The following is a 14645-nucleotide window of genomic DNA, read 5'->3' on the forward strand; positions in this document are numbered from 1 at the left end:
CAAGACGGTGCGCCCGCATCCTGCTCATCCGAGGCTGCTCGCCCCTTCCCGAACTGGGGGCAAGCCCCTGATTCAGCCCCTCCGGCGTTTGAGGAGCGGGGTCTGGGGCGGAGCCCCAGTTCGGGAAGGGGCGGGGAGGGGAACAGCTCCGCGCAGCGGCACCCCCAGCCCCACCCCCGGCCGAGGCGGCCCAGGCAAGGGGGTCAGTTGCCCAGGTGCGGCAAAAGGGCCGGGCCCGGATCCCCCGTGGGGATCGGGCCCGGCCCTTGGCGACTGCCGACGGCTACGCAGCCGCTTAGTTGTCGTCCTCGTCGATCAGAAAGCCCCGCATCGGCGACGGCGCCTGCTGCATGGGCTGCGGCCCAGCCGGCCGCACCGGCGCCATCGGCTGCGTCATCGCCGGCGACATCTGCTGCTGACCGCCGTAGGACGGTCCGCCGCTCATCGGCGACGGCGGAGCCATCGGCGACGGAGCACCCATGGAGTGGCCGGAGTGGCCCATCGCACCGGCCGGAGCCATCGACGGCGCCGGCGACGGCGGCAGCGAAGCGGTGGCCGGGGTGCGCGGCGGGGCCAGCGAGTCGTCCGCCTGGGTCTCCAGCTGGCGCAGCTGCGACTCCAGGTAGGACTTCAGGCGCGTACGGTACTCACGCTCGAAGCCCCGCAGGTCCTCGACCTTGCGCTCCAGCGTGGCGCGGGCGGACTCCAGGGAGCCCATCGCGACGCGGTGCTTCTCCTGCGCGTCCCGCTCCAGCGCGTCCGCCTTGGCTCGGGCGTCCCGCTCCAGGCCCTCGGCACGGGAGCGCGCCTCGCCGACGATCTTGTTGGCCTCGGAGCGGGCCTCCGCGATCGCCTGGTCGGCGGTCTGCTGCGCCAGCGAGAGGACGCGCGCGGCGCTGTCGCCACCGGGGCCCTGGCCGGGCTGGGGCAGCTGCGGCGGCTGGTGCATCTGCTGCATCTGCTGACCCATGGGCTGCATCTGCTGGCCCATCTGCTGCATGGGCTGCATCTGCTGGCCGAGCGGGTTCTGGCCGCCCATGGACTGGTTGCCGCCCATGGGGTGCTGCTGCATGGGGCCGCCCATCGGGCCCGGACCCTGCGGTCCGTGTCCGCCGGGGCCCGGCGGCAGCTGCGGCGCGCCACCCGGAAGCTGGGGCGGGCCCATCTGCGGGGGGCCCTGCTGGACCGGCGGGCCGGATATGGCCGCGGGCACGGGGGCACCGGGGCCGCGCTGGTCCTGCGGCTCGGGCTTGCGCATGTTCTGCTGCTGCTGGTTCTGCGCGGCGGCCCGGGTCGCTGCGGCCAGCTTGGCGCGCAGGTCCTCGTTCTCGCGAAGCAGGCGCGTCAGTTCGGCCTCGACCTCGTCGAGGAAGGCATCGACCTCGTCCTCGTCATAGCCTTCTCGGAGGCGGACGGTCGTGAACTGCTTGTTCCGCACGTCCTCGGGAGTCAGCGGCATCTCTTCTTCACCTCTACGTAGTCGTCGGCAGTCGGCAAGGCCGTGTCGTCCATGTCCATCGTCATCTCGCGAAGCCGCTCACGACACTGATCAGGATGTAGACGATGATCATGAGCACGAAGAAGGACAGGTCTAGTGCCACGCCCCCGAGACGCAACGGCGGGATGAATCGCCGCAGAAGCTTGAGCGGTGGATCGGTGACAGTGTAGGTGGCCTCCAGAACGACCACCATCGCCTTGCCCGGTTCCCATGAACGTGCGAACTGGAAGACGTAGTCCATGACCAGTCGGAAGATCAGCACGATGAGGAAGCACATCAGCGCGATGTAGACCACCTGCAGTGCGACACCCATTCCGTGCTTCCCTCTCCCCGTGCTCTCGCCTGTCCGGTCTAGCTCTGGTTGAAGAACCCGCCCTCCGCGATGCGGGCCTTGTCCTCCGCCGTGACATCGACGTTAGCAGGCGACAGCAGGAACACCTTCTGTGTCACGCGTTCAATGCTGCCGTGCAGTCCGAACACCAGCCCGGCCGCGAAGTCGACCAGACGCTTCGCGTCAGTGTCGTCCATCTCGGTCAGGTTCATGATCACCGGGGTGCCCTCGCGGAAGTGTTCCCCGATGGTACGGGCCTCGTTGTAGGTCCTGGGGTGCAGTGTCGTGATGCGGTACGGCTCCCGCTCGGACACGACCTTGGGCATGATCACGGGGGCGTTCTTCTCCAGGTTCGAGCGTTCGGGTGTGATGGATGCCACGGGGGCGATTCGTGCGGGTCGTCCGTTTTCCACCGGCAGCGGGATCGGTTCACGCGGTGCCGGCGGCTGTGCGATTCGTACCGGTTCGTCCGTTACGGGCGGTTGGTGCACCGGCTGTTGCCGGCGATCCCGGTCCCGGGAGCGCTCCAGCTCCGGCTCCGGCTCGAACTCGTCATCGGGGTCGTATCCCGGGTTGTCGTACCGGTCGTCCTCCACGAGGCCGAGGTAGACCGCCATCTTGCGCATTGCGCCGGCCATTCTCCGAGTCCTCCGCTCTGTGGTGGATCGCCCACCGACAAATACCGCAGTGTCACCAAAGTCACCAACTGCCCGCGATCCACGTGGTCTGTCCGCTCATCGGCGGGAATGACCATATTTTCTGCTGTGGTCCGACTTTCTTCGCGACGTTACCCGAGCCGGGGTCTCGCGCCGAGTACCGCAGTGCCGACGCGTACATGTGTCGCTCCGGCCGCCACGGCCTGTTCCAGGTCTGCGCTCATCCCGGCCGACACCATGGTCGCAGCCGGATGGACGGCGCGCAGGTCGCTTGACAATTCCATCAACCGCTCGAAAGCAGCCTGTTCGCGGCCCGCGTACGGACCGGCCAGCGGGGCCACCGTCATCAGCCCGCCGAGCCGGAGCCCGGGCGCGCCGGCCACCAGCTCCGCCAACTCCCCGAGCAGGTCCGGGGCGGCGCCGCCCCGCGAACCCTGCTCCCCCGATTCCGCATCGAGGGCGATCTGCACCAGGCAGCCGAGCTCCCGGCCGGTCTTCTCCGCGGCCGCGGAGAGGGCGGTGACCAGCCTGGGCCGGTCGACGGACTGCACGACATGCGCGTATCCCGCCACGGAACGGACTTTGTTCGTCTGCAACTGGCCGACGAAATGCCAGGTGAGCGGCAGATCCGCGCAGGCGGCGGCCTTGGGCGCGGCGTCCTGGTCGCGATTCTCCGCAACATGACGGACACCCAGCTCCGCCAGCAGTCGTACGTCGCTCGCGGGGTGGGTCTTGGTGACCACGATGAGGGTCACCTCCTCCCGCTTGCGCCCGGCCGCAGCACAGGCGGACAAGATACGTTCCTCCACCCGCGCGAGGTTCGCCGCGAGCTCAGCCTTACGGTCCATCATGAATCAGTCCAACCAGACATATCCGGCGAGCCGGCCGGTCACCCGGTCCCGGCGGTACGAGAAGTGGTCCCGCGACTCCAGTGTGCAGACCGGGGAACGCCGGGCGTCCGTCACCCCCAGCTCCGCCAGCTGGGCGTGCACCCCGGCGGCCACGTCGACGGCCGGGGTCCCCCAGCTCGTCTCGGCGCGGGCGGCCGGCACCACCTCGGCGACCGCGTCCCGCATGTCCGCCGGCACCTCGTAACAGCGCCCGCAGACGGCGGGTCCGGTAAGGGCGATCAGCCGGGCGGGGTCGGCGCCGAGCGAGACCATCGCCTCGACCGCGGCCGGAACGACTCCGGCGACCAGGCCGGGGCGGCCCGCGTGCGCGGCGGCCACGACTCCGGCGACCGGGTCGGCCAGCAGGACCGGAACGCAGTCGGCGGTGAGCACGGCCAGGGCCAGTCCCCGACGGCCGGTCACCACCGCGTCCACCGCGGGGACCTGCTGCTCCGGATCCCAGGGACCGTCCACCACGGCGACGTCCCGGCCGTGCACCTGGTTCATCCAGACCACCCGGTCGGCGTCGATGCCCAGGGACTTCGCCGCGCGGGTCCGGTTCTCCCGGACGGCGGCCGGGTCGTCGCCGACGGCGCCGCCGAGGTTGAGCTCCTCGTACGGAACGGCGCTCACCCCGCCCCACCTGTCGGTGAAGGCGAAGTGGGCGCCGCTCGCGGTGTGCTGCTGCCCTATCGTCACTTCAAGAAGTCCGGAACGTCCAGTTCCTCGGCCGGGCTGTCCTGGTAGGGGCGGGCCGACGGGACGGGCGGGGCGGAGCTGGTGGAGGACTGGCGGTCCTCGTTCACCGGAGCCGCCTCGACCGGGGCCGGGGGCTCCTCGCGCGGGGTGACCGTGCCGAGTCCGCCGAAGGCCGGGCGGGCCGGCTCGGCGGCGCGGACCGGAGCCGGGGTCGGCTCCTCGCGCTTCGTGGACGCGGCGCCGATGACGTTGTCCCGGCGGGCCGGCGGCTGTCCGCCGTCGAAGCCGGCGGCGATGACGGTGACCCGTACCTCGTCGCCGAGGGCGTCGTCGATGACGGCGCCGAAGATGATGTTCGCCTCGGGGTGGGCGGCCTCGCTCACCAGCTGGGCGGCCTCGTTGATCTCGAACAGGCCGAGGTCCGAGCCGCCGGAGATGGAGAGCAGCACGCCGCGGGCGCCGTCGATGGACGCCTCCAGCAGCGGCGAGGAGATCGCCATCTCGGCGGCGGCCACCGCGCGGTCGTCACCGCGGGCCGAGCCGATGCCCATGAGCGCCGAGCCGGCCTCGGACATCACGGACTTGACGTCGGCGAAGTCGAGGTTGATCAGGCCCGGGGTGGTGATGAGGTCGGTGATGCCCTGGACGCCGCTCAGCAGCACCTGGTCGGCCGACTTGAAGGCGTCGAGCACGCTCACCTGGCGGTCCGAGATGGACAGCAGGCGGTCGTTGGGGATGACGATGAGGGTGTCGACCTCTTCACGGAGCTCGGCGATGCCGTCCTCCGCCTGGTTGGCGCGGCGCCGGCCCTCGAAGGTGAACGGCCGGGTGACCACACCGATCGTCAGGGCGCCGAGCGAGCGCGCGATGTTGGCCACGACGGGTGCGCCGCCGGTGCCGGTGCCGCCGCCCTCACCGGCGGTGACGAAGACCATGTCGGCCCCCTTGAGGACCTCCTCGATCTCCTCACGGTGGTCCTCTGCCGCCTTGCGACCGACTGCCGGGTTGGCGCCGGCGCCGAGGCCCCGGGTGAGTTCCCGGCCGACGTCGAGCTTGACGTCGGCGTCGCTCATCAACAGCGCCTGCGCGTCCGTGTTGATGGCGATGAACTCGACGCCCTTGAGACCGACCTCGATCATTCGGTTGATGGCATTGACACCACCGCCGCCGACACCGATGACCTTGATGACTGCGAGGTAGTTCTGCGGTGCTGCCACGTCGAAGGCCTCTCGCCTCGAGTTACGTGTCGCCGCCTCGCGGGCCTGCGGTGCGACGACTGATGCCGAAATAGGGACGGTCCGAACGCGCCGACCCGAACCCTAACCCTGAAGTTTAGGGTTAGGGGTGTGTCTGTTCCTTGGACTCTTCCGAACAGGACACTAAGTCGACAAGTAGCGCGTGTTCAACGAACACGCCGAACCTCCCGTTTTTCTTTTCACCCTATGTGATCACCCGTATCGCTGGCCAACCAGGGTGCGTCGGTGTTGGACCCGACGTCAACTCCCCGACACCGCAGGGGCGGTGGGGGCGCTCACGTCAAAGTGTTCAGCCTTGGGCGCGGCCTTCAGCAGAGCCGTCAGCGCACGGGCCTTCGCCTCACCCTGTTCGGCACTGCCCCACACCACCGTCCGTTCCCGGGTCAACTCCAGTACCACGGAGTCGTACGAGCGGACGGTGAGCCGCAAGGTCTCCCTGGCCACGGCGTCGGGGAGGTCCCGGGCGATGCCCACCGCCTCGTGCAGGAGCCGCTCCTCGTCGAAGCGGCGCATGCTCGGCGACCGGTCCGCGTCCAGTTCCAGGACCGGAACACCGGCCGGTGCTTTCGTCACCGTGTCGAATCGCACACCCGAAGCGTCCACTTCGACGAAGTCGGCGCCCTTTTTGATGAGCAGGACGGGTTTGCGCTCCGTCACTTTCAGCCCGATCGTGTGCGGCCAGGAACGCACCACATCGACCGATTCGATACGGGACAGCCGGGCGGTCAGCCGGGCCGCGATCTCGTCGGTGTCCACGGTGGCCAGCGGGGCGCCGACCGGGACCGCGGCCGCGTCCAGGACCTGCCGGGGGGTCAGCACCTCGGTGCCCGCGGTGCCGACCTTCTCCACCCGCAGCCAGTCCGAGCCGTACAGCACCCAGGTGCCGCCGCCGAGCAGCAGGGCCGCGGCGAGCGCGGCCGGCACCGGGCCCCGGCGGAGCCGTTTCCAGCCGGGGCCCTCGTGGCCGTCGGGTCCGGAGTCCTTCGACGCCTTCGACGATTTCGACGACTTGACCGCTTTCGGGGGCTTGGGGGACTTCGGCGGTCTGCCGTTCTCCCCGGCCCCGGGGTTCCCGCGCTCGGCGGTCGTCGCTCCGGCCACGTGTGGTGCCTCCTGCGTCAGCGGTTCCTGTTGGCGGCGATCGCCTCGTACACCATGGCGACCAGGAGCTCGTCGGCGTCCCGGCGGCCGAACTCGGCGGCCGCGCGGGACATCTCGTACAGCCGGTGCGGGTCGCCGAGCACCGGGAGGACGTTGTGCTGCACCCACTGCGGGGTCAGCTCGGCGTCGTCGACCAGCAGGCCGCCGCCGGCCTTGACCACCGGCTGGGCGTTGAGCCGCTGCTCGCCGTTGCCGATCGGCAGCGGGACGTACGCGGCGGGCAGCCCGACGGCGGAGAGTTCGGCGACGGTCATCGCGCCCGCGCGGCACAGCATCATGTCGGCGGCGGCGTACGCGAGATCCATCCGGTCCACGTACGGTACCGGGATGTACGGCGGCATACCGGGCATGTTGTCCACGTGCGGCAGTTCGTTCTTCGGGCCGACCACGTGCAGGATCTGGATCCCGGAGCGCTGCAGCACCGGGGCGACCTGCTGCACCACCTCGTTGAGCCGGCGGGCGCCCTGGGAGCCGCCGGACACCAGCAGGGTGGGCAGGTTCGGGTCGAGGCCGAACGCGGCCCGGGCCTCGGGGCGTACGGCGGCCCGGTCCAGGGTGGCGATGGTGCGCCGCAGCGGGATGCCCACGTAGCGGGCGTTGCGGAGCTTGCTGTCGGGCGTGGAGACGGCGACGGCGTGCGCGTACCGGGAGCCGATCTTGTTGGCCAGACCGGGCCGTGCGTTGGCCTCGTGGACGATGATCGGCACCCCGAGCCGCTTGGCGGCCAGGTAGCCGGGCAGCGCCACGTAGCCGCCGAAGCCGACCACGCAGTCGGCCTTGGTGCGCTCCAGGATCTGCTCGGCGGCCTTGATGGTGCCGCGGAGCCGTCCCGGGACGGTGATCAGCTCGGGTGTGGGCTTGCGGGGCAGCGGAACGGCGGGGATCAGACCCAGCTCGTAGCCGCGCTCCGGCACCAGACGGGTCTCAAGGCCGCGTTCCGTACCGAGGGCTGTGATGCCCACGGTCGGGTCCTGCCTGCGCAGGGCGTCCGCGAGGGCGAGCGCCGGCTCGATGTGGCCGGCGGTCCCCCCACCGGCGAGTACGACATGCACCGAAATTCACCGCTCTCCGGACGGACGCTTCTTGACGCGCCGTCTCATCGACTTCCAAATCGGCCCGGACCGCTTCCAGCCGAACTTCGGCTGTCGCATCGCGAGCGCCGCGCGCGCCGCGGGCTCCTCACGCGCGAAGGCGATGAGCAGTCCGACGGCGAACATGGTCGGCAGCAGGGCTGACCCTCCGTAGGAGAACAGCGGGAGCGGGACACCGGCGATCGGCAGCAGACCGAGCACCGCACCGATGTTGATCACGGCCTGGGCCGTGATCCAGGTGGTCACGCCTCCCGCGGCATACCTGACGAAGGAGTCCTCCGTGCGTCCGGCCACGCGGATACCCGCATAGCCTAGAGCCGCGAACAGACCCAGTACCGACAGCGTCCCCGCCAGTCCCAGTTCCTCCCCGGTGATGGCAAAGATGAAGTCGTTGTGTGCTTCGGGTAGTTCTCCCCATTTTTCCACACTGGCGCCGAGTCCGGAACCGAACCATCCGCCGGAGGCGAGGGCGAAAATTCCGTGGACCGCCTGCCAGCATTCACCTTTGGGACCCAGATCGGTCGCACCGATGCAGGAGAGTCGCTCCATCCGGTGCGGAGCGGTCTTGATGAGGACCGCTCCGATCGTCGCGGCCACCGCCAGCACGCCGACGAACAGCCGGGTCGGGGCGCCCGCCAGCCACAGCAGGCCGAAGAGAATGGCGCACAGGATCATCGCGGTGCCCATGTCGCCGCCGAGCATGATGAGTCCGAGCAGCAGGAAGGCCACCGGCACGAGCGGCACCAGCAGGTGTTTCCACTGGGTCAGCAGGCCCCTGTCGCCCTTGCGGGCCAGCAGGTCGGCGCCCCACAGGATCAGCGCCAGCTTGCCGAACTCGCTGGGCTGCAGCATGAACGGGCCGCCGAGCGAGATCCAGTTCTGGTTGCCCTGGATCGAGACTCCTATCCCGGGGATCTGGACGAGGACCATCAGGAAGACGGTTCCGGCCAGCACCGGGTAGGCCAGCGCCCGGTGCAGTTTCACCGGCATCCGGGAGGCCGCCAGCAGCAGCCCGGTGCCGATCGAGGCCGCGAGGAACTGCTTCTGGAAGAAGTACGAGGGGGCCAGGCCGAGCTGGAGCGCTTTGATCATCGAAGCGCTGTAGACCATCACCAGTCCGAGCACGGTGATGAGCAACGAGCTGCCGAAAATCAGGTAATACGCGGTGAGCGGCCGATCCCATGTCCGGCGCAGCTGACGGTGGGTGCGCCGGAGACCGGCCAACGGACCGTGTCCGCCGGGCCCCTTGGCGCTCGGCGCGGGCCGTTTGCGGGCCTGCGCACGGACGGCGGTGGGCCGCCGCCCGGGCAGCATCTGCTTGGCCGGCATCTGTCGTCTTCCCCTCCACTCGTACGAGCAGCCGGTCGGACGGACCTCAGGCGCTCTGCTCCGCGCCCAGTTCGCGCACCGCGTCGGCGAAGGCGTCCCCGCGCTTGTTGTAGTTCGCGAACATGTCCATCGAGGCACAGGCAGGTGCCAGCAGGACCGTGTCGCCGGGCTCGGCGAGCCGGGCCGCTTCCCGGACCGCTGCGAGCATCGCCTCAGTGTCGGTCCGGTCGAGGTCGACGACCGGGACATCGGGGGCGTGTCGCGCCAGCGCGTCCCGGATCAGCGCCCGGTCGGCGCCGATCAGCACGGCCGCGCGCAGGCGCTTCGCCGACCGCTGCACCAACTCGTCGAAGGTGGCGCCCTTGGCGAGGCCACCGGCGATCCACACGATGGGGTCGTAGGCGGCCAGCGAGGCCTCGGCGGCGTGCGTGTTGGTCGCCTTGGAGTCGTCGATGTACGTGACCCCGCCGACCTCGGCGACGTGGCTGATCCGGTGCGCGTCCGGGCGGAAGTCGCGCAGCCCGTCGCGGACCGCGCGCGGCTCCACGCCGAAGGCGCGGGCCAGGGCGGCGGCGGCCAGGGCGTTGGCGATGTTGTGCGGGGCCGGCGGGTTGACGTCCGCGACCTCGGCGAGCTCCTGGGCGTTCTTCTGCCGGTTCTCCACGAAGGCCCGGTCGACCAGGATGCCGTCGACCACGCCGAGCATGGAGGGGCCGGGGGCGCCGAGGGTGAAGCCGATCGCCCGGCAGCCCTCGACCACGTCCGCGTTCTCGACCAGCTTCTCGGTCTGCGGGTCGGCCGCGTTGTAGACGCAGGCCACCGTGTTGCCCTCGTAGATCCGGCCCTTGTCGGCGGCGTAGGCCTCCATGGAGCCGTGCCAGTCGAGGTGGTCGGGGGCCAGGTTGAGCACGGCCCCGGAGTGGGCGCGCAGGCTGGGGGCCCAGTGCAGCTGGTAGCTGGAGAGCTCGACGGCGAGCACGTCGTACTCCTGCTCGCCGAGGACCACGTCGATGATCGGGGTGCCGATGTTGCCGACGGCGGCGGTGCGCAGCCCGGCGGCCCTCAGGATCGAGGCGAGCATCTGGGTGGTAGTGGTCTTGCCGTTGGTGCCGGTGATGGCGAGCCACTCGGCGGGCTTGCGTCCGCCGAGCCCGCGGAGCCGCCAGGCGACCTCGACGTCGCCGACGACGTCCACGCCGGCCTCGGCGGCGGCCTTGAAGAGCGGGCTGTCCGGCTGCCAGCCGGGAGAGGTGACGACCAGCTCGGTGCCGTCCGGAAGGACCTCGCCGGCGTGGTATCCGTCGGCCAGCCGGCCGAGGCGGACCTCGATGCCGAGTTCGGCGAGTTCGGCGGCGCGCGCCCGGTGGGCGTCGCCGTCGCCGTTGTCCACGACCGTGACGGTCGCGCCCAGCCCCGCCAGTGCCCGGGCCGCGCTGATCCCGCTGACGCCGAGACCGGCGACGGTGATCCGCGCGGGCAGGCCGTACGCGGCCAGGCCGGCGCCCGGCCCGGGCGCGCCCGGCTCGGTTCCGGCGGGGTTCTGGTCGGCGTTGCTCACTTGTCCGCTGCCCATCCGGCGTAGAAGAGACCCAGACCCACGATGACGCACATGCCCTGGATGATCCAGAAGCGGACCACCACAAGGACTTCGGACCACCCCTTGAGTTCGAAGTGGTGCTGCAGCGGAGCCATCCGGAAGACGCGCTTCCCGGTGAGGCGGAAGGAGCCGACCTGGATCACCACGGACATGGTGATGAGGACGAAGAGGCCGCCGAGCAGGGCGACCAGCAGCTCGGTGCGGGAGCAGATGGCGAGGCCCGCGAGGGCGCCGCCGAGGGCCAGCGAGCCGGTGTCGCCCATGAAGATCTTGGCGGGGGAGGTGTTCCACCACAGGAAGCCGAAGCAGGCGCCCATCAGGGCGGAGGCGACCACCGCGAGGTCCAGCGGATCGCGGACCTCGAAGCAGGCGGCCGGGTTGGTCAGGGTCTCCGCGTTGGCGCAGGACTCCTGGTACTGCCAGACACCGATGAAGGTGTACGCGCCGAACACCATGACGGCGGCACCGGTGGCCAGGCCGTCCAGGCCGTCGGTGAGGTTCACGCCGTTGGACATCGCGAGGATCATGAACAGCGCCCAGACGACGAACAGCACCGGGCCGATCGACCAGCCGAAGTCGGTGACGAACGACAGCTTGGTGGAGGCCGGGGCGAGATCGCGCGAGTCCTTGAACTGGAGTGCGAGCACCGCGAAGGCGATGCCGACGATCAGCTGGCCGGACATCTTGGCCTTGGCCCGGAGGCCGAGCGACCGCCTCTTGACGATCTTGATGTAGTCGTCGAGGTAGCCGACCAGGCCCATGCCCGCCATCAGGAACAGGACGAGCAGGCCGGAGAAGGTCGGCTCACTGCCGGTGATGACCTTGGTGAGGGCGTACGCGACGAGCGTGGCCAGGATGAAGGAGATGCCGCCCATGGTGGGCGTGCCCTTCTTCCCGGCGTGGCCGCGCGGGCCGTCGTCCCGGATGAACTGGCCGTAGCCCTTGCGGGCCAGCAGCTTGATCAGCAGCGGGGTGCCGACGACGGTGAGGAACATACCGATGACACCCGCGAACAGGATCTGCCTCATCGGCCGGCGACCTCGCCCTCGGCACCGTCGAGCAGCGCCTGCGCGACCCGCTCCAGACCTGCGGACCTGGAAGCCTTCACCAGCACGACGTCACCCGGGCGCAGTTCACTGCGCAACAGGTCGACCGCCGCCTGCGCGTCGGACACGAGCACCGACTCCTCACCCCACGAACCCTCGTTATATGCGCCCAGTTGCAGCCAGGACGCTTCCCTGCCCCCGACTGCGACGAGCTTGCTCACGTTGAGCCGGACGACGAGTCGTCCGACCGCGTCGTGCTCGGCGAGCGAATCGTCACCGAGCTCGGCCATCGGGCCGAGCACCGCCCACGTGCGTCCCCCGCGCTCCTGGGCGGCACCGCCCATCGCGGCGAGCGCGCGCAGTGCGGCCCGCATGGACTCGGGGTTCGCGTTGTAGGCGTCGTTGACGACCGTCACGCCGTCCGCCCGCTCGGTGACCTCCATGCGCCACCGCGAGAGCGTGCCCGCGCCGGAGAGCGCGGTGGCGATCTCGGCGGTGGACATGCCCAGCACGTGGGCGACGGCGGCCGCGGCAAGCGCGTTCGACACGTGGTGCTCACCGTACAGCCGCAAGGTCACATCACTGCACCCGGAGGGTGTGTGCAGTGTGAAGGACGGCTGTCCCTGGGGCGTCAGCCGTACGTCCGTGGCCCGGACTTCGGCGTCGTCGGCCTCTCCGAACAGGACGGTGCGGGCCTTCGTGCGGGAGGCCATGGCGCGGACGAGCAGGTCGTCGGCGTTGAGCACGGCGACGCCCCCCTCGGCCTCGCTCGGCAGGGCCTCGACCAGTTCGCCCTTGGCCTGGGCGATGGCTTCGCGGCCCCCGAACTCGCCGATGTGGGCGGTGCCGACGTTGAGGACCAGGCCGATCCGGGGCGGGGTCAGCCCGGTGAGGTAGCGGATGTGCCCGATGCCGCGGGCGCCCATCTCCAGCACCAGGTGCCGGGTTTCCGCGGTGGCCCGCAGCGTCGTGATCGGCAGGCCGATCTCGTTGTTGAGGTTCCCCGGGGTCCACACGGTGGGTGCGTGGTGCTGGAGGACCTGGGCGATGAGGTCCTTGGTGGAGGTCTTGCCGGCCGAGCCGGTCAGGGCGACCACGTCGGTGCCGATCCGGGCGACCACCGTGCCCGCGAGGGCTCCGAGCGCGGCGACGACGTCGTCCACGACGATCGCGGGCACGCCGACCGGCCGGGTGGCCAGGACGGCGGCGGCACCGGCGGCGACGGCCCGTTCGGCGAAGTCGTGGCCGTCGACGCGCTCGCCGACGAAGGCGGCGAACAGGCTGCCCGCCTCGACCTCCCGGGAGTCGTACACGACCGGTCCGGTGACCTGGACCGACGGATCCGGTATGTCGTGGGGGCGCCCGCCGGTGATGTCGGCGATCTCGGCGAGGGAGAGGGGGATCACTGGTTCACCTCGGCCTGTCGGACGTGCTGGAGCTGTTCTGCGATGGCCGCGCGGAGCACCTGGCGGTCGTCGAAGGGCCGGACCACGCCGGCGGTGTCCTGGCCCTGCTCGTGGCCCTTGCCGGCCACCAGGACGGTGTCGCCGGGTTCGGCGCGGGCGACGGCGGCGGCGATGGCGGCGGCCCGGTCGGCGTCGACCAGGACGGTGCCGCGCTCCTCGGCCGGGACGGACACGGCGCCTTCGAACATCGCGGCGAGGATCCTCAGGGGGTCCTCGGAGCGCGGGTTGTCGGAGGTGAGGACGGCGGTGTCGGCGAACCGGGCGGCGGCGGCGCCCATCGGGCCGCGCTTGGTGGTGTCGCGGTCGCCGCCGCAGCCGAGGACGATGTGCAGCTTGCCGGCGGTGACCTCGCGCAGCGCCCGCAGGACGGACTCGACGGCGTCGGTCTTGTGCGCGTAGTCGACGACGGCGAGGTACGGCTGGCCCGCGTCGACCCGCTCCAGCCGGCCGGGAACGCCGGGGACCGCGGCGACGCCGTCGGCGGCGGTCTGCGGGTCGATGCCGGCGGCGGCGAGCGTGACGATCGCGGCGACGGTGTTGGCGACGTTGAACGGGCCGGGCAGCGGGGCGGTGGCGCGGATCCGCTGCCCGTCCGGCCCGACCAGCGTCAGGGTGGAGTCCGTGTGGCCGGAGACGACGTCCTCGGCGCGCCAGTCGGCGGCCGGGTCGCCCGCGGCGGAGAAGGTGATGACGGGGACGGCCGACTCCTTGGCGAGGCGGCGGCCGTACTCGTCGTCGGTGTTGACGACGCCGAGGCGGGCCCGGGCGGGCGTGAACAGCCGGGCCTTGGCCTGGAAGTAGTCCTCCATGTCGGAGTGGAACTCCATGTGCTCCGGGCTGAGGTTGTTGAAGACGGCGACGTCGAAGACGCACCCGTCGACCCGGCCGAGCACCAGGGCGTGGCTGGAGACCTCCATGGCGACGGCCTCCACGCCCCGTTCGCGCATGACCGCGAACAGCGCCTGGAGGTCGGTGGCCTCGGGGGTGGTGCGCTCGGACTTGATCCGCTCGTCGCCGATCCGCATCTCGACGGTGCCGACCAGTCCGGTGCGGCGTCCGGCGCCGCGCAGGCCGCCCTCGATGAGGTAGGCGGTGGTGGTCTTGCCGGAGGTCCCGGTGATGCCGATCTGGAGCAGGTCCTCGCCGGGCCGCCCGTAGATCTCGGCGGCGAGCTCGCCCATCCGGCCCCGCGGGTCCTCCGCGACCAGCACCGGCAGGCCGGTGGCGGCGGCGCGTTCGGCACCCGCCGGGTCGGTCAGGACCGCGGCGGCGCCCAGGGACGCCGCCTGGGCGGCGAAGTCGGCGCCGTGCAGGCGGGCGCCGGGCAGGGCCGCGTACACGTCGCCGGGGCGGACCGCCCGCGAGTCGTGGGTGATGCCGGTGATCTGCGCCGTTCCCGGAGCGGCGGTTCCCAGCAGGGCTGCCAGGTCGCCGAGCGGGGTCGGGCGGACGGCGGCAGGCCGGGGCGCTCCCGGCGGCGCTGCCGGGGGTTTCTGGGTGGTTCTGGGCTGATCAGCGTGGGGCACGGCGGTGAGCGTACCGGGCGCAGTGGGCCCGCCGGGAATTGAGGGGGCCGGGCCGTTCCGGTTCCCGGGGTTCGGGGTGATCGTCGTCACTGATGGTGC

Annotated in this window: 13 protein-coding genes; all 13 read right to left on the reverse strand. The window is 71.1% G+C overall.

Annotation, left to right across the window (positions count from 1 at the left end; all coding sequences use genetic code 11):
- Positions 1–295: 295 nt before the first annotated feature.
- Entirely contained in the window at positions 296–1459 is a 1164-nt protein-coding gene (locus tag AB0447_RS22050) for a DivIVA domain-containing protein (protein WP_366478411.1), read from the reverse strand.
- A 61-nt stretch (positions 1460–1520) separates the two neighbouring features.
- On the reverse strand, positions 1521–1811 hold the full coding sequence (locus AB0447_RS22055) for a YggT family protein (protein WP_366478412.1): 291 nt from the start codon (positions 1809–1811) through the stop codon (positions 1521–1523).
- Between the two features lie 38 nt (positions 1812–1849).
- Positions 1850–2467, reverse strand: a complete 618-nt coding sequence (sepF, locus tag AB0447_RS22060) for a cell division protein SepF (RefSeq protein ID WP_366478413.1) — start codon at positions 2465–2467, stop codon at positions 1850–1852.
- Between the two features lie 149 nt (positions 2468–2616).
- The gene (locus tag AB0447_RS22065) at positions 2617–3336 is read right to left on the reverse strand and encodes a YggS family pyridoxal phosphate-dependent enzyme (RefSeq protein ID WP_366478414.1); all 720 of its coding nucleotides are present in this window, start codon (positions 3334–3336) and stop codon (positions 2617–2619) included.
- Between the two features lie 3 nt (positions 3337–3339).
- Positions 3340–4074 (reverse strand): peptidoglycan editing factor PgeF, encoded by a 735-nt coding sequence (gene pgeF, locus AB0447_RS22070; RefSeq protein WP_366478415.1) that lies wholly within the window; start codon positions 4072–4074, stop codon positions 3340–3342.
- On the reverse strand, positions 4071–5291 hold the full coding sequence (ftsZ, locus tag AB0447_RS22075) for a cell division protein FtsZ (protein ID WP_366478416.1): 1221 nt from the start codon (positions 5289–5291) through the stop codon (positions 4071–4073). Before ftsZ ends, pgeF begins: the two co-directional genes overlap by 4 nt.
- A gap of 279 nt (positions 5292–5570) precedes the next feature.
- Positions 5571–6254, reverse strand: a complete 684-nt coding sequence (locus AB0447_RS22080) for an FtsQ-type POTRA domain-containing protein (protein ID WP_366478507.1) — start codon at positions 6252–6254, stop codon at positions 5571–5573.
- A 194-nt stretch (positions 6255–6448) separates the two neighbouring features.
- A complete protein-coding gene (murG, locus tag AB0447_RS22085; RefSeq protein WP_366478417.1) occupies positions 6449–7543 on the reverse strand; it encodes an undecaprenyldiphospho-muramoylpentapeptide beta-N-acetylglucosaminyltransferase in 1095 nt (364 codons plus the stop codon).
- A 6-nt stretch (positions 7544–7549) separates the two neighbouring features.
- Entirely contained in the window at positions 7550–8911 is a 1362-nt protein-coding gene (gene ftsW, locus AB0447_RS22090) for a putative lipid II flippase FtsW (protein WP_366478418.1), read from the reverse strand.
- Positions 8912–8957: 46 nt separating this feature from the next.
- Positions 8958–10484: a UDP-N-acetylmuramoyl-L-alanine--D-glutamate ligase gene (gene murD / locus AB0447_RS22095; RefSeq protein ID WP_366478419.1), complete on the reverse strand. Its 1527-nt coding sequence runs from the start codon at positions 10482–10484 to the stop codon at positions 8958–8960.
- Positions 10466–11536 carry a phospho-N-acetylmuramoyl-pentapeptide-transferase gene (mraY, locus tag AB0447_RS22100; protein ID WP_366478420.1) on the reverse strand — a complete coding sequence of 357 codons (1071 nt, stop codon included), beginning with the start codon at positions 11534–11536 and terminating at the stop codon, positions 10466–10468. Before mraY ends, murD begins: the two co-directional genes overlap by 19 nt.
- Complete coding sequence (murF, locus tag AB0447_RS22105; RefSeq protein WP_366478421.1) at positions 11533–12960, reverse strand: UDP-N-acetylmuramoyl-tripeptide--D-alanyl-D-alanine ligase; 1428 nt, start codon at positions 12958–12960, stop codon at positions 11533–11535. The genes mraY and murF overlap by 4 nt, the downstream gene beginning before the upstream one ends.
- The gene (locus AB0447_RS22110; RefSeq protein WP_366478422.1) at positions 12957–14636 is read right to left on the reverse strand and encodes a UDP-N-acetylmuramoyl-L-alanyl-D-glutamate--2,6-diaminopimelate ligase; all 1680 of its coding nucleotides are present in this window, start codon (positions 14634–14636) and stop codon (positions 12957–12959) included. Before AB0447_RS22110 ends, murF begins: the two co-directional genes overlap by 4 nt.
- Positions 14637–14645: the final 9 nt, after the last annotated feature.

Source organism: Streptomyces sp. NPDC051211 (assembly GCF_040689505.1).
Classification (GTDB): Bacteria; Actinomycetota; Actinomycetes; order Streptomycetales; family Streptomycetaceae; genus Streptomyces.

Bases quoted from the DNA above. Each gene is read 5' to 3' on its own strand.
- AB0447_RS22050 (WP_366478411.1), bottom strand. From the start codon at position 1,459: ATGCCGCTGACTCCCGAGGACGTGCGGAACAAGCAGTTCACGACCGTC.
- AB0447_RS22055 (WP_366478412.1), bottom strand. From the start codon at position 1,811: ATGGGTGTCGCACTGCAGGTGGTCTACATCGCGCTGATGTGCTTCCTC.
- sepF (WP_366478413.1), bottom strand. From the start codon at position 2,467: ATGGCCGGCGCAATGCGCAAGATGGCGGTCTACCTCGGCCTCGTGGAG.
- AB0447_RS22065 (WP_366478414.1), bottom strand. From the start codon at position 3,336: ATGATGGACCGTAAGGCTGAGCTCGCGGCGAACCTCGCGCGGGTGGAG.
- ftsW (WP_366478418.1), bottom strand. From the start codon at position 8,911: ATGCCGGCCAAGCAGATGCTGCCCGGGCGGCGGCCCACCGCCGTCCGT.
- murD (WP_366478419.1), bottom strand. From the start codon at position 10,484: ATGGGCAGCGGACAAGTGAGCAACGCCGACCAGAACCCCGCCGGAACC.
- mraY (WP_366478420.1), bottom strand. From the start codon at position 11,536: ATGAGGCAGATCCTGTTCGCGGGTGTCATCGGTATGTTCCTCACCGTC.